Source organism: Streptomyces sp. NK15101 (genome assembly GCF_020400725.1).
Lineage (GTDB): Bacteria > Actinomycetota > Actinomycetes > Streptomycetales > Streptomycetaceae > Streptomyces.
In genome coordinates this window covers 32,461-54,685 of the sequence record NZ_JAINVG010000025.1, presented here as the reverse complement: position 1 = coordinate 54,685, position 22,225 = coordinate 32,461, and the positions used below count along the sequence as shown (strand labels likewise).

Below are 22,225 nucleotides of genomic sequence, written 5' to 3'. Positions count from 1 at the left end.
ACCTGCCACCGACAACACGCCCGCGGGTCGGTCACAAGTGATCTTGAATGGTCGGCCATGAGCGGGAAATAGCCTGGTTGGGCATGCCTTCGGACCATGCCCGGCAACCGTCGCCCGCCGTGGAGCGTCTTCTTCCGGACAAGTTCCGTTCGCTCCGACCCTCCGGCGAGACCCGGACACGGCAGCGGAACCGGCCTGTGGACGACCGGCCTGTGACCCGTTCGGCGGCACTAAAGTGGGTCGGACACCCGGACGGGTCACAACAGAGGACAGGGACCCGGGGCGACAGACGACAGGGACCCCGGGGACGGCCCGGGAACCACCCCAGGACCAACGATCAGCAGGGAGCGCGTGACGTGCGGCCTATCGGCAGCAAGTACCTGCTCGAGGAGCCGCTCGGCCGCGGCGCCACGGGCACCGTCTGGCGAGCCCGCCAGCGGGAGACGGCGGGCGCCGAGGCGGCCGTGCCCGGCCAGCCCGGCGAGACCGTCGCGATCAAGGTCCTCAAGGAGGAGCTGGCCAACGACGCGGACATCGTGATGCGCTTCCTGCGCGAGCGGTCCGTGCTGCTCAGACTGACCCATCCGAACATCGTGCGCACCCGCGACCTGGTCGTCGAGGGCGATGTCCTCGCCCTCGTCATGGACCTCGTCGAGGGCCCCGACCTGCACCGGTACATCAGGGAGAGCGGACCGCTCACCCCGGTCGCCGCCGCCCTCCTCACCGCCCAGATCGCCGACGCGCTCGCCGCCAGCCACGCCGACGGCGTCGTCCACCGCGACCTCAAGCCGGCCAACGTCCTGCTCGCCGAGCAGGGCGGCGAGATGCACCCGATGCTGACCGACTTCGGCATCGCGCGCCTCGCGGACTCCCCGGGCCTGACCCGCACCCACGAGTTCGTCGGCACGCCCGCGTACGTGGCGCCCGAGTCCGCCGAGGGCCGCCCGCAGACCTCCGCCGTCGACATCTACGGCGCCGGCATCCTCCTCTACGAGCTGGTCACCGGCCGGCCCCCGTTCGCGGGCGGCACCGCCCTGGAGGTCCTCCACCGCCACCTCAGCGAGGAGCCGCGCCGTCCCTCGACCGTGCCCGGCCCCCTGTGGACGGTCATAGAGCGCTGCCTCAGCAAGAACCCGGACCAGCGGCCGAGCGCCGTGAACCTCGCCCGGGGCCTGCGCGCGGTCGCCGCGGGCATCGGCGTGCACGCCACCCCCGCCCAGATCGAGGCGGCGGAGGGCGTGGGCGCGCTCCTCGCCCCGGACCCGGCGCCCGCGCCGGTCCCGGGCACGCCGGAGGCGCCGGCCCCGGGCGCCGCCGACCCCACCCAGGTGCTGCCCACCGGCGCCGCCGGGGCCGGGACGCCCCCGCAGTACGACCCCGCCGCCGCGACCAGCGTCATGCCGACCAGCGGCCCGGCGGGCGCCGCCGACCCGACGGCCGTCATGCCCCCCGTGCCGCAGGGCCCCCCGGCGGAGGACCCGCACCCCTGGCAGAGCCAGCTGCGCCAGGTCCGCGACCGCAACGAGCAGACGCAGGTGCAGTACCTCGACCCGAGCGAGGACCCGCTGCGCCGCCGCCCGCAGCGCCGGCCGCAGCAGCCGCCGCAGGACGCCGCTCCGTACGGCCGGCAGCACGGCCAGCAGCCGCCCCCGCCGTACCAGCAGCAGCGCCCGGCCCCGCAGCGCCCCGCGCCCCAGCAGTACCAGCAGCAGCCGCAGCAGTACGCGCCCCCGCCGCCCCCGCAGCAGTACGCCCCGCCCCAGCAGCAGTACGCCCCGCCGCAGCCGCCGCCCCAGGCCCCCGCGCCCCGCGAGCCGCGCCCGCCGCGCCAGCGCAGCGCGAACCCGGTGCGGATCCCCGGCCTCGGCTGCCTCAAGGGCTGCCTGATCATGATCGTCCTGTTCGTGGTCGCCGGCTGGCTCGTCTGGGAGCTCACCCCGCTCCAGGACTGGGTCGCCCAGGGCAAGGGCTACTGGGAGGCCATCGGCGACGGCGTCTCGTCCTTCACCACCTGGGTCTCGGAGCTGTTCGACAGCGCGAGCACGGGTACCGGAACGGGCGCTACCGGCGGTACGGGGCAGTAACACTGCCGATTTGTCGACTTCCGAGGGGTGATTTCCCCTCGGAAGTCGAGACCGGCGGCCGGGGACGCGTAGCTTTGTCGCGAACCGCAGCCGCTGAGGGAGCAGTCTTGGCACGGAACATCGGCAGCCGCTACACCGCCCACCAGATCCTCGGGCGGGGCAGCGCCGGAACGGTGTGGCTCGGCGAGGGACCCGAGGGGCCCGTCGCCGTCAAACTGCTGCGCGAGGACCTGGCCTCCGACCAGGAACTCGTCAGCCGTTTCGTCCAGGAGCGGACCGCACTGCTCGGCCTCGACCACCCCCGGGTCGTCAAGGTCCGCGACCTCGTCGTCGACGGCACCGACCTCGCCCTCGTCATGGACCTCGTCCGCGGCACCGACCTGCGCACCCGGCTCGACCGGGAGCGGCGGCTCGCGCCCGAGGCCGCCGTCGCGATCGTCATCGACGTCGCCGAGGCCCTCGCCGCCGCGCACGCCGCCGGCGTCGTCCACCGGGACGTCAAGCCGGAGAACATCCTGCTCGACATGGAGGGCCCGCTCGGCCCCGGCGGCGCCCACCCCGCCCTCCTCACCGACTTCGGCGTCGCCAAGCTGATCGACACCCCCGGCCGCACCAAGGCCACCCGCATCATCGGCACCCCCGACTACCTCGCCCCCGAGATCGTCGAGGGCCTCCCGCCGCGCGCCGCCGTCGACATCTACGCCCTCGCGACCGTCCTGTACGAGCTGCTGGCCGGCTTCACCCCGTTCGGCGGCGGCCACCCCGGCGCGGTCCTGCGCCGCCACGTCACCGAGACCGTCGTCCCGCTGCCCGGCATCCCCGAGGAGCTGTGGCAGCTGATCGTCCAGTGCCTGGCCAAGGCCCCCGCCTCCCGGCTGCGCGCCTCCGAGCTCGCCGCCCGCCTGGGGGACGTCCTGCCGCTGCTCAAGGGCATCCCGCCGCTGGACGTCGACGAGCCGGGCGCGGAGCCGGCCCAGGAGCCGTACGAGGAGGACACGTTCGCCACCGCCACGGGCGCGGGCGAACCGAGCCCCCGCCGCGCCGCCGTCCCGCTCGTCCCCGGCGCCTCCGCCGACTCCAACCGCGACACCCACACGTCCATGCGGGTCCCGGCCCCCGACGAGCTCTCCGGCGGCCCGCTCGGCACCGCCCGCGCCCCGCGCCCCTCCGGCGCCCGTCGCCCCGGCTCGGCCCGTCACAAGGCGGGCGCGGTCCGCAAGAGGAGGATCACCCTCGGCGTCGCGGCCGTCGTGGTGGCGGGCGCGCTCGGCGTCGGCGGCTACCTGGCGGCCTCAAGCGACGCGGAGGCCCCGCCGCAGGACTCCAAGCAGTCCTCCCGGCCGTAGGGGGCGGCCCGCCGACCGGGCCGGGCTCGCGGCGTCCGGCACCGCGCCCCGCCGCGTCGTCGCCGGCCGCCGACGCTCCGCACCGACTCCCTCCGCCCCCTGCGGGACGTCCCCTCGGCCCCGGCGGACCCGGGGAGGCCCCGGGCACCGGACGCCGCCCCGTGATCCGGCCCGAACGGCGAGGCACCCCCCGGCGTCCGGCAGGACCTCGGCCGCGGGTGTCAGCCGTAGGTTCGGCTCCGGGCCCGGAGCCGTTACGCTGGACGCGTGGCAGTCGTCGATGTATCCGAAGAGCTGAAGTCCCTCTCCTCGACCATGGGGTCGATCGAGGCCGTCCTGGACCTCGAGAAGCTGAGGGCCGACATCGCCGTGCTCGAAGAGCAGGCCGCGGCCCCGTCCCTGTGGGACGACCCGGAGGCGGCGCAGAAGATCACGAGCAAGCTTTCGCACCTCCAGGCCGAGGTCCGCAAGGCCGAGACCCTGCGCGGCCGGATCGACGACCTGGCGGTGCTCTTCGAGCTCGCCGAGGAGATGGACGACCCGGACACCCTCGCCGAGGCCGAGGCGGAGCTGGGCTCCGTCCGCAAGGCCCTCGACGAGATGGAGGTCCGCACCCTCCTCTCCGGCGAGTACGACGAGCGCGAGGCCCTGGTGAACATCCGGGCCGAGGCCGGCGGCGTCGACGCCTCCGACTTCGCCGAGCGCCTCCAGCGCATGTACCTGCGCTGGGCGGAGCGCCACGGCTATTCGACGGAGATCTACGAGACCTCGTACGCGGAAGAGGCGGGCATCAAGTCCACCACCTTCGTGGTCAAGGCCCCGTACGCCTACGGCACGCTCTCCGTCGAGCAGGGCACCCACCGGCTCGTCCGCATCTCGCCCTTCGACAACCAGGGCCGCCGCCAGACCTCCTTCGCCGGCGTCGAGGTCCTCCCGGTCGTCGAGTCCTCGGACCACGTGGAGATCGAGGAGTCGGACCTGCGCGTCGACGTGTACCGCGCCTCGGGCCCCGGCGGCCAGGGCGTCAACACGACCGACTCGGCCGTGCGCATCACGCACCTCCCGACCGGCATCGTCGTCTCCTGCCAGAACGAGCGCTCCCAGATCCAGAACAAGGCGAGCGCCATGAACGTCCTCCAGGCCAAGCTCCTGGAGCGCCAGCGCCAGGAGGAGCGCGCCAAGATGGACGCCCTCAAGGACAGCGGCAGCTCCTGGGGCAACCAGATGCGTTCGTACGTGCTGCACCCGTACCAGATGGTCAAGGACCTCCGAACGGAGTTCGAGGTCGGCAACCCGCAGTCCGTCCTGGACGGCGAGATCGACGGCTTCCTGGAGGCCGGCATCCGCTGGCGCAAGCAGCAGGACAAGTAACTTCTCCGTGGTACCCGTCCGGGCCCCGCACCTCTCGGTGCGGGGCCCGGTGCCGTTCCGCGGCCCCCCGCGTATTCGCTGACGCAAGCGGCGGCACGGCCGTCGGGGAGCTTTGTCGACAAGGGAACTGCCTTCGCCGGGCCCGGAGTTCAGGGTTTACGTCACAGTTGCATCGTCGCATGTCGGTCACCTGGTGATCTTTCGGGCATCGCACGCGCAACGACCTTGACGCTTCATCGGAAACTCGGAAGGGTGGCGTACTGGCATGCGCTTTTCTGGGACGCGTGTGAACGGGGGCCGGTCCAGTGGTGACACCGCCCCTGCTGCGCGGGGCCCGAGCGCTGCCCCATGACGAGATGAGCTACTGGGGGTAGCAGCCAGATGACCAACAAGACGCGAGTCCGCCTGGTGCGGGTCGCGGCCAGTGCCGTGATCGTCGCCGGTGCGTCCCTGACCGCGGCCGGTGCCGCGCAGGCCGTCGGCGGGTTCGGAACCGACTCCGGCCAGACCCTGGACGTGAGCATCGGCATCCAGGAAGGCGAGGAAGAGGGCAACGGCATCATCGGCGGCGGCATCGCCGGCGGTGCCGCTGCTGATGGTGGTGCGGCCGCCGATGGTGGCGCTGCTGCCGATGGTGGTGCGGCCGCCGATGGCGGTGCCGCTGCCGATGGTGGTGCGGCCGCTGACGGTGGTGCCGCTGCCGATGGTGGTGCGGCCGCTGACGGTGGCGCTGCTGCCGATGGTGGCGCTGCCGCTGACGGTGGCGCTGCTGCCGATGGTGGTGCGGCCGCTGACGGCGGTGCCGCTGCCGATGGTGGTGCGGCCGCTGACGGCGGTGCTGCTGCCGACGGTGGTGCCGCTGCCGACGGTGGCGCTGCCGCTGACGGCGGTGCTGCTGCCGACGGTGGTGCCGCTGCCGACGGTGGCGCTGCCGCTGACGGCGGTGCGGCCGCCGACGGTGGTGCCGCCGCCGATGGTGGTTCGTCGTCCAACGGTGGTTCGTCCTCCAACGGTGGTTCGTCGTCCAACGGTGGTTCCTCCACCGTGACCGGCGGCTCGTCCACCGACGGCGGTTCGTCCTCCACCAGCGGCGGCTCCACCTCCACCACCGGTGGCGGTTCGTCCACCGACGGTGGCGCCGGCACCTGCACCGTCGACCTCGACGGCGCCGAGTGCGTGGACACCCCGAACAACACCGACCCCAACCAGGGCGGCTCGCAGCCGGTGCAGCAGGGTGAGGCCAAGGAGGAGCTCGCCGAGACCGGTGCGGCCGAGACCTCGTTCCTGGTCATCGGTGCCGCGACCATGATCGCCGGCGGCATCGGCTTCCGCATGCTGCCGCGTCTCGTCGGCGGTGGCCGCGCCGCCGTCTGAGGCATCCGCCCGGACGCGTGACGCACGACGAAGGGCCGGGGAGCGAACCGCTCCCCGGCCCTTCTCGTGCATCCGGCTCGGGTCTACACCGTCTGGACGGCCGCGAGCAGCGCGATCGCCGCGAGCAGGGCGATCGCCAACGTCAGCAGCATCGCGGGGGACAGTCCCTGAGGGGTCAGGCGCTCCCGGTTCGCGCGGCAGACGGGACAGCGGCCCTCGGCGACCGGGGCCGCGCAGTTGGCGCACACCAGTCGGTCGTAGGTCATGCGCTCTCCTCCTCCCGCACTGGGTACACACCGGGACAACGCCCGAGGGGGTCCGGACGTTCCCCTACCACTGTGCCAGCTCCGCGGCGTTTCGGCGCGCCCCGCCGGATTGCCCGGCTTCCACCCGAAGGGGCAAAAAGGATAAAAGGCGCAAGCCAGGACCGCGACTGCGCGGGCCATCCCAGGTCGCGTAAGGTCACGCACACCTACTCCCGGCCGACCGTGGTGCATCCGTGATCCGATTCGACAACGTCTCCAAGTCCTATCCGAAGCAGAGCCGCCCCGCGCTCCGGGACGTCTCCCTGGAGATCGAGAAGGGCGAGTTCGTCTTCCTCGTCGGTTCCTCCGGCTCCGGAAAGTCGACTTTCCTGCGACTGCTCCTGCGCGAGGAGCGTGCCAGCCAGGGCCAGGTGCACGTCCTCGGCAAGGACCTGGCCCGGCTCTCCAACTGGAAGGTGCCGCAGATGCGGCGTCAACTCGGCACCGTCTTCCAGGACTTCCGCCTGCTGCCCAACAAGACCGTCGCCGAGAACGTGGCCTTCGCCCAGGAGGTCATCGGCAAGCCGCGCGGCGAGATCCGCAAGGCCGTGCCGCAGGTGCTCGACCTGGTCGGACTCGGCGGCAAGGAGGACCGGATGCCGGGCGAGCTCTCCGGTGGTGAGCAGCAGCGCGTCGCCATCGCCCGGGCCTTCGTCAACCGGCCGATGCTGCTGATCGCCGACGAGCCCACCGGCAACCTCGACCCGCAGACCTCCGTCGGCATCATGAAGCTGCTCGACCGGATCAACAGGACAGGGACCACCGTCGTCATGGCGACCCACGACCAGAACATCGTCGACCAGATGCGCAAGCGCGTCATCGAGCTCGAAAAGGGCCGTCTCGTCCGCGACCAGGCGCGCGGCGTCTACGGATACCAGCACTGACGGCGGGGGAACCAGAACACCATGCGCGCTCAGTTCGTGCTCTCCGAGATCGGTGTCGGTCTCCGGCGCAATCTCACGATGACCTTCGCCGTCATCGTCTCCGTGGCCCTCTCGCTCGCCCTCTTCGGCGGCGCGCTGCTCATGCGCGAGCAGGTCAGCACGATGAAGGACTACTGGTACGACAAGGTCAACGTCTCCATCTTCCTCTGCAACAAGGCGGACGCGGCCACGGCGGCCAAGTGCGCCAAGGGCGCGGTCACCGGCCAGCAGAAGGAGCAGATCGAGGCCGACCTGAAGAAGATGGACATCGTCGAGTCCGTCCAGCACGAGTCGGCCGACGAGGCGTTCAAGCACTACAAGGAGCAGTACGGCGACACCGCCATCGCCTCCGTGGTGACGCCGGACCAGATGCAGGAGTCGTTCCGGGTCAAGCTCAAGGACCCGGAGAAGTACAAGGTCGTCGCCACGGCCTTCGCCGGCCGGGACGGCGTCGAGTCGGTCCAGGACCAGCGGAACATCCTGCAGAACCTCTTCGACCTGATGAACGGCATGAACATCGCCGCCCTCGGCGTCATGGGCCTGATGCTGGTCATCGCGCTGATGCTGATCGTCAACACGGTCCGCGTCTCGGCCTTCAGCCGCCGCCGCGAGACCGGCATCATGCGGCTCGTCGGCGCGTCCAGCTTCTACATCCAGATGCCGTTCATCATGGAGGCCGCCTTCGCCGGACTCCTCGGCGGTGCCGTCGCCTGCGTGCTGCTGCTCGTCGGCCGGTACTTCCTGATCGACCACGGCATCGCGCTCGCCGAGAAGATGCAGCTCGTCAACTTCATCGGCTGGGACGCCGTTCTCGCCAAGCTGCCGCTGGTGATCGCCATCGGGCTCCTGATGCCCGCCGTGGCCGCGTTCATCGCGCTGCGCAAGTACCTCAAGGTGTGAGAAGTCACCCCTGACGGTGGATGGCGTCGTACGGCCAAAGCCCGTGCGGCGCCATCGCCTTGTCCTAGAGTGGGCGACATGCCGGCCGGCACCGACGAACTCTGTATCCGGCCCCGCGGAGTGCTCCGTGGGGCCGTTCTGACGTTGGTCTTCGCCGGCGTCCTCGCCACCGCGGCCGCCACCGGCTCGCTGCCCCGGCAGGAGCCCGCGGTGAAGGCGGCGGGTGCGTCCGGTGGGGACGGGGGGCCGGCCGCGGGCGGCGCGACCGTCGACAGGGCCGCTCTCGCGCGGGCCGCCGCCGCGGCCATGGCGGACGGGAAGTCGGGCAAGAAGGCCGCCGAGGAGTTCGTCAGCCGCAGCGGGGACCGCTGGGGCGCGGTGTACGACAAGAAGGAGTACGCCGAGTTCGAGCAGGCCCTCGACGGCGCCTACACGGGGGTCGGCCTCTCCGCCGGGCGGTCCGGGGCGAGCGGGGTGCGGGTGACCCGGGTCCGGGCCGGCGGTCCCGCCGACCGGGCCGGGCTGCGGGTCGACGACCGGCTCGTCTCCGTCGACGGGCGCCCGGTCGACGGGCTCTCCGTCTCCGAGGTGGTCTCCCTGCTGCGCGGTGACGGCGTTCCCGGCTCGGCCGTCGTCCTGCGGGTCGAGCGCGGTCGGGCCGCCTGGACGCAGACCCTGCGCCGGGCCCGGCTCGCGACGGACCCGGTCACCGTCCGCCGCCTCGACGACGGAGCCGTACTGATCCGGGTCGCCGCCTTCACCAAGGGCGCGGGCACGCGCGTGCGGGACGCGGTGCGGGCCGCCCCGGCCGGCGCCGGGGTCCTCCTGGACCTGCGCGGCAACTCGGGCGGCCTGGTCACGGAGGCCGCCGTCGCCGCCTCCGCCTTCCTCGACGGCGGGCTCGTCGCCACGTACGACGTGGAGGGCGAGCAGCGGGCCGTGTACGCGGAGGGCGGCGGCGACACCGGCAGGCCCCTGGTGGCGCTGATCGACGGGGGCACGATGAGCGCGGCCGAGCTGCTCACCGGGGCGCTGCAGGACCGGGGCCGGGCGGTGACCGTCGGTTCGCGGACCTTCGGCAAGGGGTCGGTCCAGATGCCGAGCACGCTGCCCGACGGCTCCGTCGCCGAGCTGACCGTCGGCCACTACCGCACCCCCGCCGGGCACGCCGTCGACGGCCGCGGCATCACTCCGGACCTGGCGGCGGAGGAGGGGGCCGAGGTGCGGGCGAGAACGGTATTGAGTGGCCTCGGAGGGGGCTCGTAGTGCGAAAATGGCCGCACTATGGCAAAGGGACTCGTGAACGTGCAGGGCAAGCCTGCGAAGAAGGCATCGGACAAGGCGCCTGAGCGCAAGCTCATCGCGCAGAACAAGAAGGCGCGGCACGACTACCACATCATCGACACCTACGAGTGCGGTGTGGTGCTCATGGGCACCGAGGTGAAGTCGCTGCGCATGGGGCGGGCCTCGCTGGTCGACGGCTTCGTCCAGATCGACGGCCACGAGGCGTGGCTGCACAACATCCACGTGCCCGAGTACATGCAGGGCAGCTGGACCAACCACCACGCGAAGCGGAAGCGGAAGCTGCTGCTGCACCGGGCCGAGATCGACAAGCTGGAGTCGAAGTCGCAGGAGACGGGTCACACGATCGTGCCCCTCTCGCTGTACTTCCTGAACGGCCGGGTGAAGTGCGAGATCGCGCTGGCCAAGGGCAAGAAGGAGTACGACAAGCGCCAGACCCTGCGGGAGAAGCAGGACACGCGCGAGACGAACCGGGCGATCGCGGCGGCGCGGCGGAGGCAGCGGGCGACGGAGAGCGCCTAGCGCCCCGGCCTTCCGCGGTTAATGCGCTGGCAACCGCACCCGTCGGTCACGTACCATGGGTGCTGCACCCCACGGAGGGTGCGTCTTTTGAAAAAACAACATGGGGATGATCGGTTTCGACAGCGGATGTCGAAGCAGTGGGAAGCGTGTCGAGGAAGCGGCAATGATCTCGTAAACCATATGTCGCAACCAATAATCGCCAACACCAAGAGCGATAACTCCCGCTTCGCCCTCGCTGCCTAATTCTAGGTAACGAGCAGAAGCCTCTGTGAGGAGCGTCAGCCCGGGGGTGGTCCCGACCCGGATCCTGGCGTCATTCAGGGATCTAAACCTCCAGCCCCGGTCACGGGGGTTGGAGGGAAATCAAACAGTGACTGAGCCCGTTCCGGACTTGTCTGGGTGATCCGGAGGGCTGAGAAACTCGTACCAGACTGCACACGGAGAAGCCCTGATTCTGCACCGTTGGACGCGGGTTCGATTCCCGCCATCTCCACTCATCCCATGTGGGCACGGGCCCGGTGGTCGCGCGAGCGGCCGCCGGGCCTTTGTCATGCCGTCGGCAGGCCCTCTTGTGGGCTTGGTCTGGACCTGACACCCTGCGGTCGCCGCCCCCACACCACGGCACTCCGGAGGCACGTATGCGTCACAGACCCCTCGCGGTCCTGCTCATGCTCCTCGCCCTCCTCGTCCCCGCCACCCTGCCCGCCGGAGCCGCCGCGCCCGCACCCGTGCAGGTCTACGGCGCCTGGCACTGCGGGGACGACTACTGCACCTGGTCCACCGTCCGCGACCCCGCCGAGTTCGACGCCAAGAACCACTGGCTGATCGACCGCGGCGACGGACGGCCCTCGGTCAACCTGGTCGTCCTCAGCTTCGTCGAGCCGCTCAAGCTGCTGCACCGCACCACCGACGCGACCACCGCGAACGGCGTCCCCGTCGGCATGAGCCGCGAGATCGTCCAGTACTTCACCTCGCGCGGGATCCGCGTGATGCTGTCCATCGGCGGGATCACGTACACCGACGAGTGGGACGCGGCCCTCGCGGAGGACGCCGGCCGGCTGGGGCTCAACGCCGCCGCCGTCGCCGCCGACCTCGGCGTCGGCATCGAGATCGACTACGAGCAGAACACCGACCCGGACCTCACCGGGCTCCAGGCCTTCATCGACGCCTACCGGTCCGTCCACCCCTACGACGCCTCCGGTACGAGCCCGGCCGCGCGGCTCACCATCGACACCGCCGCCGGAGACCGCTGGCTCATCGACATCAACCGCAAGGCCACCGCCGACTGGCTGCGCACCGACGCCCCCGTGCTCGACTACGCCAACGCGATGGTGACCGCCCGGCCCACCTCCGCGAGCTCGCACATCGCGAACTGGCAGGAGCACATCGACGGCAAGTCCCAGTTCTCGCCGCCGGTCGCCCCGCTCGCCCCCGCCAAGTTCACCGCCGGGCTGTACCTCGCGTACGGCCGCAGCCCGCTGCCCGAGTGCACCGACTTCGCGAACTCGCTCCAGAAGGAGACCGGCGACTGGGTGCGGAACGCGGCGCCGCACGGGGCCGGAACCACCCCGGGGCTGCTCGGCTACATGTTCTGGGCCGCCGAGAAGCCGTCCACGCGCGGCCTCGGCACCCAGGAGCCCGACGGCTGCGAGGGTGGCGCCGGGGCCGGCGCCACCGCGTACGGGGTGCAGGTGCCGATGCCGCCGCTGCGGCAGAGCTAGGGGGTGCCCTGTGCGCGGCGGCCCGCCCCGGTCGCCGTGCACAGGGCCAGGGCCACCGCCGCCGCCGTCACCGGCATCAGGAAGCCGAAGGACCCGAAGGGCGCGTGGTCGGCGGCCCAGCCGCCGCCGGCCGAGCCCGCCGCGACGCCCGCCAGGAGGGCGGTCACGGCCAGGGCCATGCCCTCGTTGAGCTGCGCCGCGGGGGCGAGGCGCTGGATCAGGCCCATGCCCGTCAGCATCGTCGGGGCCGTCGCCATGCCCGCCACGAGGAGGCCGCCGGCCAGGGCGAGCAGCGAACCCGTCGAGGCGGCGAGCAGCGGCATCGTCATCAGGACGGTCATCGCCGCCAGACAGGTGCGCAGCCGGGCGGTGCGGCGGGCGCGGCCGTAGAGGAGGCCGGCCGCACCGGAGCCCGCGGCCTGGAGGGCGAGGATCGGTCCCGCCACGGGCCCGTCCACGTACGCCAGGGCGACCACCTCCATCGAGCCGAAGACCGCGCCCGTGGCGAGGAAGACCGCGAGCAGCGGCACCATGCCGGGGGCGCGCAGCGGGGAGCCCGCCGTCGTGCGCGGGGCGACCGGGGGCTCGGTGGAGCGCTGGGCGGCGAAGAGCAGGACGCCGGAGAGGAAGAGGAGGCCCGCGGTGAGCGTGCCGGCCTCGGGGAAGAGCGCCGAGCACAGGACGGTGGCCAGCACCGGGCCGAGCATGAAGCAGAGCTCGTCGGCGGCCTGCTCGAAGGCGTTGGCGGTGTGCAGCGCGTCCGGGTCGTCGCGGAGGAGGTGCGCCCAGCGGGCCCGGGACATGCCGCCCGTGTTCGGGGAGGTGGCGGTGACGGCGGTCGTGAGGAAGAGCGCCCAGACGGGGGCCCGCTCGTGGACGCAGAGCAGCAGCACCAGATGGCCCAGGACCGCGTAGGCGGTGGCCGGGACCGCGATCCTGGCCTGGCCGTACCGGTCGACGAGCCGCGCGATCAGCGGGCCGGTGACGGAGCCGACGGCGAGGTTGGTGGCGGTGACCGCACCGGCCAGGGCGTAGGAGCCGTACGCCGCGGCGATCATGATCACGGCGCTGACGCCGAACATGCCCATGGGCAGCCGGGCGATCAGGTTGCCCGCGGTGAAGGCGCGGGTTCCGGGGTGGGAGAAGAGACGGAGGTAGGGGCCGGCGGGCCTCGCGGGAACGGCGACGGGCCTCGTGGCGGCAGATCGGTAGCGGGGGGCGAGGGCGGGGCCCGCCGGAGTGAGGGTGAGGTCCGGTTGCGGCATGGGACAAGGCTCGGTCGGCGGGGCCCGGCCGGTCCAACACCTTCTCGGTGGCGATTCACGCACCTGTGTTGTTGAATGCGGCGGTGGCGACCTCCTCCTACGACATCGACCCCCGCCTTCTGCGCGCCTTCACCGCCGTCGCCGAAGAGCTGCACTTCACCCGCGCCGCCGCCCGCCTCTACCTCGCCCAGCAGGCGCTCAGCCGCGACATCCGGCGCCTGGAGCGGGAGTTGGGCGCCGAACTCTTCGTGCGGACCACCCGGCAGGTCGCCCTCACCGCCGACGGCGAGCGCCTCCTCCCGTACGCCCGCCGGGTGTTGGCCGCCCACGACGAGCTGAGCGACGCCTTCCGCGCCACGCCCCGGCCGCTCCTCGTCGACCTCAACAGCCCCGGCCTCGCCCCCGAGGACGTCCTGCGCCTGGCCCGCGAACTCGCCCCCGAGCAGGAGCTGATGGCCCGCTACGAGAGCGGACTCACCGGCGCCGCACGGGAGATCCTCGCCGGCCGGATCGACGCCTCCTTCGGCCGGTACGGAGGACTCGACGCCCGGCTCAGGGCGCGCCTCGACTCCCAGTTCGTCCGGTACGAGCCGATGGCCGTCGTCCTCCCCGACGACCACCCCCTCGCCGGCCTGCCCGAGGTGCCGCTCGCCCGGCTCGCCGGGGAGCGGATCTACGCCGGGGCCGGAAACGACCGCACCTCCGAGTGGACCGACCTCGCCGCCCGCCTCTTCGCCGGCCGGGGCATCGAGGTCGCCCCGCCCGCGCCGCTGGCGATCGGTCACGAGGAGTTCCGCCGGCTCATGGCCAAGCACCGCAACCCGGTCCTCGCCGTCCTCGACTTCCCGCCCATGCCGGACTGCGTCATCCGGCCCCTCGTCGACCCCGTCCCCCTCTCGCCCGTGAGCCTGGTGTGGCGCAAGGGGCTCCGCCACCCCGGCCTGGACGCCCTGCGCCGGGCGGCGGCGGAGCTGGGCGCCCGGAAGGGATGGCTCACCCGGCCGCCCGGCGCCTGGCTGCCGGAGGGGGAGCCGGGACTGCCCGCGCCGGGGGCGCCCGCAGGGGAACCGGCGGTGCCCGCGCCGGGGGCGCCCCCAGGAGAACCGGGGCCGCCCGCGCCGGGGGCGCTCACAGAAGGGCCGCGCGCCGGGTGAGAGCAAGGTTCCGCCACCGTCACCTCACGGCACCGGCCTGAAACGCGCCCTTCCTACCGTCGGTCGCATCAGGGATCCGACTCCGTGGAGGTGCGAGATGGGTGGCCGCTGGATCGAACGCTGGGAACCGGAGGACGAGACCTTCTGGCGCGAGAAGGGAGAGCGGATCGCGCGACGGAACCTGCTCTTCTCCGTCCTCTCCGAGCACATCGGCTTCTCGGTCTGGAGCCTCTGGTCGGTCATGGTCCTCTTCATGGGCCCCGAATACGGGGTCGACCCGGCCGGCAAGTTCTTCCTCATCGGCACCGCCACCCTCGTCGGCGCGCTGATCCGCATTCCGTACACCTTCGTCGTCGCCCGCTTCGGCGGCCGCAACTGGACGATCTTCAGCGCCCTGCTGCTCCTGCTGCCCACCGGCCTCGCCTTCGCGGTGATGCACCCCGGCACCTCGTACACCACCTTCGTCCTCGTCGCCGCCCTCACCGGCGTCGGCGGCGGCAACTTCGCCTCCTCGATGACCAACATCAACGCCTTCTTCCCGCTGCGGAAGAAAGGCTGGGCCCTCGGCCTCAACGCGGGCGGCGGAAACATCGGCGTCCCCGTCGTCCAACTCGTCGGCCTCCTCGTCATCGGCACCGCGGGAGCGATGCACCCGAGGATCGTGCTCGGCGTCTACCTGCCGCTGATCGTCGTCGCCGCCGTCTGCTCCGCGCTCTTCATGGACAACCTCGCCCCCGTGAAGAACGACACCGGAGCGTTCAAGGAAGCCGCCACGGCCCGCCACACCTGGATCATGGCCTTCCTCTACGTCGGCACCTTCGGCTCCTTCATCGGCTACAGCTTCGCCTTCGGCCTCGTCCTGCAGACCCAGTTCGGCCGCACCCCGCTCCAGGCCGCCTCGCTCACCTTCGTCGGCCCGCTGCTCGGCTCGCTCATCCGGCCCGTCGGCGGCTCCCTCGCCGACCGGTACGGCGGCGCCCGCATCACCCTGGGGACCTTCGCCGCGATGGCCGTCGCGACCGGCGTCGTGATCTACGCCTCCGTCATCGAGTCCCTCGCCGTCTTCCTCGTCGGCTTCATCGGCCTCTTCGTCCTCAGCGGCCTCGGCAACGGCTCCACGTTCAAGATGATCCCGGCGATCTTCCTCGCCCAGGGCCACCGCAAGGGCCTCACGGGCGAGGCCGCCGAGTCCTACGGACGACGGCTCTCCGGCGCCTCCATGGGCCTCATCGGCGCGGTCGGCGGGGTCGGGGGCCTCGGCATCAACCTCGCCTTCCGCCAGTCCTTCCAGACCGCCGGCACCGGCACCGCCGCCTTCGTCTCCTTCCTCGCCTTCTACGCGGCCTGCATGGTCGTCACCTGGGCGGTATACCTTCGGACCCCCGTCACCGTCCCCGAGACGGCCGAGGCGGTCACGGAGCCCGAGCCCCGGCCCGGCTACGCGCGGGTGTGACCCCCGATGCCCGGCGCGTACCGTAACGACCAGGAAATACGGGCGAACCCAGACCGACACGCGCCCCCGTCAGGCTCAGGCCCCATGGACGAGCAAGAACACGGCCCCCTCGCCGGCTTCACGATCGGCGTCACCGCGGCACGACGCGCCGACGAGCTCATCGCGCTGCTGCGCCGGCGCGGTGCGGCCGTCGTCCACGGCCCCGCACTGCGGATCGTGCCCCTCGCCGACGACACGGAACTCCTCGCCGCCACCAAGGAGCTCATCGGCCACGCCCCCGACGTCGTCGTCGCCACCACGGCGATCGGCTTCCGGGGCTGGGTCGAGGCCGCCGAGGGCTGGGGGTACGGGGGCGAGCTCCTCGCCGTCCTGCGGGACGTCGAACTCCTCGCCCGCGGGCCCAAGGTCAAGGGGGCCGTACGGGCCGCCGGACTCACCGAGTCCTGGTCGCCCTCCTCCGAGTCCATGGCCGAGGTCCTCGACCGGCTCCTCGCGGAGGGCGTCGCGGGCCGGCGCATCGCCCTCCAGCTCCACGGAGAGCCGCTCCCCGGCTTCGTCGAGGCGCTCACGGCCGGCGGCGCCGAGGTCGTCGGGGTCCCCGTCTACCGCTGGATGCCCCCCGAGGACCTCGGGCCGCTCGACCGGCTCCTCGACGCGATCCTCGCCCGCGGCCTCGACGCCGTGACCTTCACCAGCGCGCCGGCCGCCGCCTCCCTCTTCTCCCGGGCGGCGGAGCGGGGCGTACGGGACGAACTCCTCGCCGCGCTCCGGCACGACGTGCTCGCGGTCTGCGTCGGGCCCGTCACGGCTCTGCCGCTCCAGGCCGAGGGGATCGACACCCACCAGCCGGAGCGCTTCCGGCTCGGGCCGCTCGTCCAGCTCCTCTGCACGGAGCTGCCCGCCCGCTCCCGGGTCCTGCCGGTCGCCGGGCACCGGGTGGAGATCCGCGGGCACGCGGTCCTGGTCGACGGCGGCCTCCGGCCCGTCCCGCCCGCCGGGATGGCCCTCCTCGGCCTCCTCGCCCGCCGGCCCGGCTGGGTCGTCTCCCGCGCCGACCTCCTCCGGGCGCTGCCGGGGGCGGGGCGCGACGAGCACGCCGTGGAGACGGCGATGGCGCGACTCCGCGCGGCCCTCGGCACGCCGAAGCTGATCCAGACGGTGGTGAAGCGGGGGTACCGGCTGGCGCTGGACCCTTCCGCGGAGGACAAGTACGACGGGTAGCACCCCGCGCTTCCGCCGCCCCGCGCCTCCGCCCGTTGTGGGCAGCCGCTCCGGCGGGGCGGTGCCCATCCACCCCCGTTGTGGGCATGCGTTCCGCTGGGGCAAGGGGGTCCCCCCTGCTCGAGCGGAGCCGAGAGCTTGGGGGAGGGTGGGCGCAACGGAACGGCGCCCCTTGCCGGCGCCCGAGGCTCATGGGCCTGGACCCGCACCACGTGTGCACCGCCGCTCGGGTGCGGGTCCAGGCGCGGAACGCGGAGGCGCCGCTGAAGGGCGCCGTCCCGTGTGCCCACCCGTCCCGCCCCAGCGGGACGATTGCCCACACGGCGGGTGGGCACCGTCCAGGCGGGCGCAGCCCACACGGCGGGAGCGGGGGCACCGCCCTGCCGGGCGCGGCGCCCACACGGGCGGGCGTGGGAGCGGGGCGAGGCCCGTGCCGGGGTGGCGCGCGGGCGCTGCCGCCCCGGTGGAACCGCCCCGCGCCTGACACGGCGCCCCCCTGTGGCGTACGCTCGACGGCTGCCCAGTGCACGTGAGAAGGGGGCCTTAGGTGGCCGCGCAGGAAGCCGTGGACACGGTCAGAGACCGTGAGATCGGTGTCGAGCAGGAACATCTGGATCAGGTCTACCGCCGTCTGGAGGAGAAGATCCACGAGGCGGAGTTCCTGATGAACGACGCTGCCCAGCGGGGCCAGGTCGGCACGCCCGGCGCCCTCGCCGAGCGCGACGCCCAGGTCTTCCGGGCCGGTATCCACCTCAACCGGCTCAACAACGAGTTCGAGGACTTCCTCTTCGGCCGGATCGACCTGCTGTACGGCAAGGACGGGAAGAAGGGGCCCGACGGCGCCTACACCTCCGTCGAGCCCGCCGAGGACGCCGTGCGCCCCGACAACACCGCCGACATCGGCGAGACCCTCCACATCGGGCGGATCGGAGTCCTCGACTCGGACTACGCGCCGCTCGTCATCGACTGGCGGGCGCCCGCCGCCGCACCCTTCTACCGGTCCACCCCCGTCGACCCCGGCCGGGTCGTGCGCCGCCGCGTCATCCGCTCCAAGGGCCGCCGGGTCCTCGGCGTCGAGGACGACCTCATGCGCCCCGAACTGCGGGCCGCCCTCGACGGGCGCGAGCTGCCCGTGATCGGCGACGGCGCCCTGATGGCCGCCCTCGGCCAGGCCCGCAGCCACACCATGCGGGACATCGTGTCCAGCATCCAGGCCGAGCAGGACCTGGTCATCCGGGCGCCCGCCGCCTCCGTGACCTACGTCGAGGGCGGGCCGGGCACCGGGAAGACGGCGGTCGCGCTGCACCGCGCCGCCTATCTGCTCTACCAGGACCGGCGGCGGTACGCGGGCGGCATCCTGATCGTCTCCCCGACCCCGCTCCTCGTCTCGTACACCGAGGGCGTCCTGCCGTCCCTCGGCGAGGAGGGCCAGGTCGCGATCCGGGCCGTCGGTTCGCTGGTCGACGGCGCCGAGGCCACCGCGTACGACGAGCCGGCCGTCGCCCGCGTCAAGGGCTCCTCCCGCATGGTGCACGTGCTGCGGAAGGCCGCCCGGGGTGCTCTGGAGAGCCCCGAGGCCCCGCAGCTGCTCCGGGTCGTCGCCTTCGGACGGCGGCTTGAGCTGGAGGCCGACGAGCTGCGCCGCATCCGGCACAACGTCCTCGGCGGCACCGCCCCCGTCAACCTGCTCCGGCCGCGTGCCCGCCGGCTCCTCCTCGACGCGCTGTACGCCAAGTCCGGCGCCGCCGGCCGGCACAGCGACCCCGAGCTCGCCGCCGAGCTGCGCTCCTCCTTCGACGAGGACGTGTCGACCGAGGATTCGTTCCTCGGCTTCCTCGACGCCTGGTGGCCCGAGCTCACCCCCCGGCAGGTCCTCGACGCCATGGCCGACGAGCGGCGGCTCGGCCGCTGGGCCCGCCGGATCCTCAACCCGGGCGAGGTGCGGCGGCTCGCGCGTTCGCTGCGCCGTCGGGAGCTGTCCGTGCACGACGTCGCCCTCCTCGACGAGCTGAACACGCTGCTCGGCGCCCCGGCCAGGCCCCGCAAGAAGCGGGAGTACGACCCGCTGGACCAGCTCACGGGCCTTGAGGAGCTGATGCCCGTACGGGAGGAGACCCAGCGGGAGCGGGCCGAGCGGCTCGCGGCGGAGCGCACCGAGTACGCGCACGTGATCGTCGACGAGGCGCAGGACCTGACGCCCATGCAGTGGCGGATGGTGGGGCGGCGCGGCCGGCACGCCACCTGGACGGTCGTCGGCGACCCGGCGCAGTCCTCCTGGTCGGACCCGGACGAGGCGGCGGAGGCCCGGGACGAGGCGCTCGGCTCGCGGCCGCGGCGCCGTTTCGAGCTCACCGTGAACTACCGGAACCCGGCGGAGATCGCCGAGCTGGCCGCGAAGATCCTCGCGCTGGCCATGCCGGGCAAGGAGTCGCCGCGGGCGGTCCGCTCGACGGGCGTCGAGCCCCGTTTCGTCGCCCTCCGCGAGGGGGCGGATCTGGCCGAAACCGTGCGTTTGGAGGCCGAGCGGCTGCTCGGCGAGGTGGACGGAACGGTGGGTGTCGTCGTCGCCATGAACCGGCGCTCGGAGGCCGCCGGCTGGCTCGCGGAGCTCGGTGACCGCGTGGTGGCGCTCGGTTCCCTGGAGGCGAAGGGCCTGGAGTACGACGCGACGGTGGTCGTCTCGCCCGCGGAGATCGCGGACGAGTCCCCGGCCGGCCTGCGGGTGCTCTACGTGGCGCTGACCCGGTCCACGCAGGCCCTGACGGTGCTCTCGGGCGACCGGGACATGCCGGACGAGGCGGGGGTCCCGGACCTGCTGCGGGACTGAGCGGCCAGGGCGGCGGGCCGGGTCCGCTCCGCCGCCCGGGGCTGATTTCAGGTCAACCTGCGGCGCTGGAATCACCGAGCAGGGCGGTTTGTTAGCCTTGTCGTGGCACCGGCTCGATCCAAGCCCCCGGGCCCAACCTTCGTCCCTCAGAGGGACCACTTGCCGCGAGGCGAGCATGGCGGGTCGGTGCCACTTAGACGTACGTACAAAGTTGAGGCCCCTGTCACCTCCGGTGACGAGGGCCTCTTCTGTTTCCCCGGCACTTCTCGTATGGTGGAAACTACTTTCCGAAAACAAAATGACCGTATTACCTGCTACCGGCAGGTAGGTGCGACCATCGGAGGGCGCCGCCGGGCAACCAGCCGTGGCGGCGTAGCAACGAAGCTCAGGGAAAGCAGAGGAACTCGGCCATGGCAACGGCGCCCAGCGTCTCGTACTCGATGACGGTCCGGCTGGAGGTTCCCGCCAGCGGAACCGCGGTCTCCCAGCTCACCACGGCGGTGGAGTCCCACGGCGGATCCGTCACCGGCCTCGACGTGACCGCCTCCGGCCACGAGAAGCTCCGCATCGACGTCACCATCGCCGCGACCTCCACCGCGCACGCCGACGAGATCGTCGAGCAGCTGCGCACCATCGAGGGCGTCGTCCTCGGCAAGGTCTCGGACCGTACGTTCCTGATGCACCTCGGCGGCAAGATCGAGATGGCGTCGAAGCACCCCATCCGCAACCGTGACGACCTCTCCATGATCTACACCCCGGGCGTCGCCCGCGTGTGCATGGCGATCGCCGAGAACCCCGAGGACGCGCGCCGCCTCACCATCAAGCGCAACTCCGTCGCGGTCGTCACCGACGGCTCCGCCGTCCTCGGCCTCGGCAACATCGGTCCGATGGCCTCGCTGCCCGTCATGGAGGGCAAGGCCGCCCTCTTCAAGCGCTTCGCCGGCATCGACGCCTGGCCGATCTGCCTCGACACCCAGGACACCGACGAGATCGTCGCGATCGTCAAGGCGATCGCCCCCGGCTTCGCGGGCATCAACCTGGAGGACATCTCCGCGCCCCGCTGCTTCGAGATCGAGGCCCGGCTGCGCGAGGCCCTGGACATCCCCGTCTTCCACGACGACCAGCACGGCACCGCGATCGTCGTCCTGGCCGCCCTCACCAACGCGCTGCGCGTGGTCGGCAAGGGCATCGGCGACGTCCGGGTCGTCATGTCCGGCGCCGGCGCGGCCGGCACGGCCATCCTCAAGCTGCTGATCGCGGCGGGTGTGAAGCACGCCGTCGTCGCCGACATCCACGGCGTCGTGCACGCGGGCCGCGAGGACCTCGTGGACGCCCCGGCCGACTCGCCGCTGCGCTGGATCGCCGACAACACCAACCCCGAGGGCGTCACCGGCACCCTCAAGCAGGCCGTCGTCGGCGCGGACGTCTTCATCGGCGTCTCGGCCCCGAACCTGCTCGGCGCGGAGGACGTCGCCGCCATGGCGGAGGGCGCCATCGTGTTCGCGCTCGCGAACCCCGACCCGGAGGTCGACCCGGCCGCCGCCCGGCAGACGGCCGCCGTCGTCGCCACCGGCCGCTCGGACTTCCCGAACCAGATCAACAACGTGCTGGTCTTCCCGGGTGTCTTCCGCGGCCTGCTGGACGCCCAGTCCCGTACGGTCAACACGGAGATGATGCTGGCGGCGGCCTCCGCCCTCGCCGACGTGGTCACCGAGGACGAGCTGAACCCGAACTACATCATCCCGTCGGTCTTCAACGACAAGGTCGCGGGCGCGGTCGCCGGCGCGGTCCGGAACGCGGCGAAGACCGCGGGCGCGGGCACGGCGCCGGGCGGGCACTGACGGCGCGTCGCGATTCGCGGAGCCGTAAACCCGCCTTTAGGGTGGCTTTTCGGCTCCGCGCGGTTTTCGTGGTGTCGACACAACGTCACCACCACGGGGCTCCGGCGCTTTTCGTGTGACCCGAGGGGGTGCCGGATTGGCGTTCCCGCCGCTGGTGGGGGCAGGATGCGTGTTTGGGCGCGAGGGTCTGTCATTTGACCCGGGTCCGGGGACTGTCCGAGGGCCCTGGCAGCATCGGCTTCGCTGTACCCAATCGCGCGGCTTCCGCCGCGTGGCACGCCTCACAGGCAAGAAGAACACGGGAGTAACAACATGAACCGCAGTGAGCTGGTGGCCGCCCTGGCCGACCGCGCCGAGGTGACCCGCAAGGACGCCGACGCCGTGCTGGCCGCTCTCGCCGAGACCGTCGGTGAGGTCGTCGCCAAGGGTGACGAGAAGGTCACCATCCCCGGCTTCCTGACCTTCGAGCGCACCCACCGTGCCGCTCGCACCGCTCGTAACCCGCAGACCGGCGACCCGATCGACATCCCGGCCGGCTACAGCGTGAAGGTCTCCGCGGGCTCGAAGCTCAAGGAAGCCGCCAAGGGCAAGTAAGGCGGCCTGTAGGCGCAGAAAG

General features: G+C 72.4%; 18 protein-coding genes and 1 other RNA gene. 17 read left to right on the top strand and 2 right to left on the bottom strand.

All coding sequences use genetic code 11. The features are described 5' to 3' along the window. Nucleotides 1-356 precede the first annotated feature (356 nt). From K7G60_RS16030 to K7G60_RS16010, 5 genes are all read left to right on the top strand, one after another. Nucleotides 357-2,084, top strand: a complete 1,728-nt coding sequence (locus tag K7G60_RS16030) for a serine/threonine-protein kinase (RefSeq protein WP_225801578.1) — start codon at nucleotides 357-359, stop codon at nucleotides 2,082-2,084. A gap of 107 nt (nucleotides 2,085-2,191) precedes the next feature. Further along, nucleotides 2,192-3,430, top strand: coding sequence for a serine/threonine-protein kinase (locus tag K7G60_RS16025; protein WP_225801577.1), 1,239 nt, complete (start codon nucleotides 2,192-2,194; stop codon nucleotides 3,428-3,430). 267 nt (nucleotides 3,431-3,697) lie between these two features. Next, nucleotides 3,698-4,801, top strand: a complete 1,104-nt coding sequence (gene prfB, locus K7G60_RS16020) for a peptide chain release factor 2 (RefSeq protein WP_225801576.1) — start codon at nucleotides 3,698-3,700, stop codon at nucleotides 4,799-4,801. A gap of 583 nt (nucleotides 4,802-5,384) precedes the next feature. Then, on the top strand, nucleotides 5,385-5,849 hold the full coding sequence (locus K7G60_RS16015; RefSeq protein WP_225801575.1) for a hypothetical protein: 465 nt from the start codon (nucleotides 5,385-5,387) through the stop codon (nucleotides 5,847-5,849). After that, on the top strand, nucleotides 5,846-6,175 hold the full coding sequence (locus tag K7G60_RS16010; protein ID WP_225801574.1) for an LPXTG cell wall anchor domain-containing protein: 330 nt from the start codon (nucleotides 5,846-5,848) through the stop codon (nucleotides 6,173-6,175). Before K7G60_RS16015 ends, K7G60_RS16010 begins: the two co-directional genes overlap by 4 nt. 83 nt (nucleotides 6,176-6,258) lie before the next feature. Here K7G60_RS16010 and K7G60_RS16005 read toward each other — a convergent pair whose 3' ends face one another. Then, on the bottom strand, nucleotides 6,259-6,441 hold the full coding sequence (locus tag K7G60_RS16005; protein ID WP_030692057.1) for a hypothetical protein: 183 nt from the start codon (nucleotides 6,439-6,441) through the stop codon (nucleotides 6,259-6,261). 233 nt (nucleotides 6,442-6,674) lie between these two features. On the opposite strand from K7G60_RS16005, the gene ftsE reads away from it, so the two are divergent. From ftsE to K7G60_RS15975, 6 genes are all read left to right on the top strand, one after another. Next, nucleotides 6,675-7,364, top strand: coding sequence for a cell division ATP-binding protein FtsE (gene ftsE, locus K7G60_RS16000; protein ID WP_030692056.1), 690 nt, complete (start codon nucleotides 6,675-6,677; stop codon nucleotides 7,362-7,364). A 21-nt stretch (nucleotides 7,365-7,385) separates the two neighbouring features. After that, a complete protein-coding gene (gene ftsX / locus K7G60_RS15995; RefSeq protein ID WP_225801573.1) occupies nucleotides 7,386-8,303 on the top strand; it encodes a permease-like cell division protein FtsX in 918 nt (305 codons plus the stop codon). A 78-nt stretch (nucleotides 8,304-8,381) separates the two neighbouring features. Continuing rightward, nucleotides 8,382-9,569: a S41 family peptidase gene (locus K7G60_RS15990; RefSeq protein ID WP_225801572.1), complete on the top strand. Its 1,188-nt coding sequence runs from the start codon at nucleotides 8,382-8,384 to the stop codon at nucleotides 9,567-9,569. 18 nt (nucleotides 9,570-9,587) lie between these two features. Continuing rightward, nucleotides 9,588-10,127: an SsrA-binding protein SmpB gene (gene smpB / locus K7G60_RS15985; RefSeq protein WP_225801571.1), complete on the top strand. Its 540-nt coding sequence runs from the start codon at nucleotides 9,588-9,590 to the stop codon at nucleotides 10,125-10,127. 102 nt (nucleotides 10,128-10,229) lie between these two features. After that, nucleotides 10,230-10,623: a transfer-messenger RNA gene (ssrA, locus tag K7G60_RS15980) on the top strand. A 142-nt stretch (nucleotides 10,624-10,765) separates the two neighbouring features. Then, complete coding sequence (locus K7G60_RS15975) at nucleotides 10,766-11,848, top strand: hypothetical protein (RefSeq protein WP_225801570.1); 1,083 nt, start codon at nucleotides 10,766-10,768, stop codon at nucleotides 11,846-11,848. On the opposite strand, the gene K7G60_RS15970 is transcribed toward K7G60_RS15975, so the two are convergent. Then, entirely contained in the window at nucleotides 11,845-13,113 is a 1,269-nt protein-coding gene (locus tag K7G60_RS15970) for an MFS transporter (protein ID WP_225801569.1), read from the bottom strand. The two genes, K7G60_RS15975 and K7G60_RS15970, sit on opposite strands and share 4 nt — an antisense overlap. An 83-nt stretch (nucleotides 13,114-13,196) precedes the next feature. On the opposite strand from K7G60_RS15970, the gene K7G60_RS15965 reads away from it, so the two are divergent. From K7G60_RS15965 to K7G60_RS15940, 6 genes are all read left to right on the top strand, one after another. Next, a complete protein-coding gene (locus K7G60_RS15965) occupies nucleotides 13,197-14,267 on the top strand; it encodes a LysR family transcriptional regulator (RefSeq protein ID WP_225801568.1) in 1,071 nt (356 codons plus the stop codon). Nucleotides 14,268-14,364: 97 nt separating this feature from the next. Beyond that, entirely contained in the window at nucleotides 14,365-15,720 is a 1,356-nt protein-coding gene (locus K7G60_RS15960; protein ID WP_225801567.1) for a NarK/NasA family nitrate transporter, read from the top strand. A gap of 84 nt (nucleotides 15,721-15,804) precedes the next feature. Continuing rightward, a complete protein-coding gene (locus K7G60_RS15955) occupies nucleotides 15,805-16,941 on the top strand; it encodes a uroporphyrinogen-III synthase (RefSeq protein ID WP_225801566.1) in 1,137 nt (378 codons plus the stop codon). A 547-nt stretch (nucleotides 16,942-17,488) separates the two neighbouring features. Next, entirely contained in the window at nucleotides 17,489-19,768 is a 2,280-nt protein-coding gene (locus K7G60_RS15950; protein ID WP_225801565.1) for a UvrD-helicase domain-containing protein, read from the top strand. A gap of 410 nt (nucleotides 19,769-20,178) precedes the next feature. Beyond that, nucleotides 20,179-21,609, top strand: a complete 1,431-nt coding sequence (locus K7G60_RS15945) for an NAD-dependent malic enzyme (protein WP_225801564.1) — start codon at nucleotides 20,179-20,181, stop codon at nucleotides 21,607-21,609. Between the two features lie 312 nt (nucleotides 21,610-21,921). After that, complete coding sequence (locus K7G60_RS15940) at nucleotides 21,922-22,203, top strand: HU family DNA-binding protein (protein ID WP_015033921.1); 282 nt, start codon at nucleotides 21,922-21,924, stop codon at nucleotides 22,201-22,203. The last annotated feature ends 22 nt before the right edge of the window (nucleotides 22,204-22,225 follow it).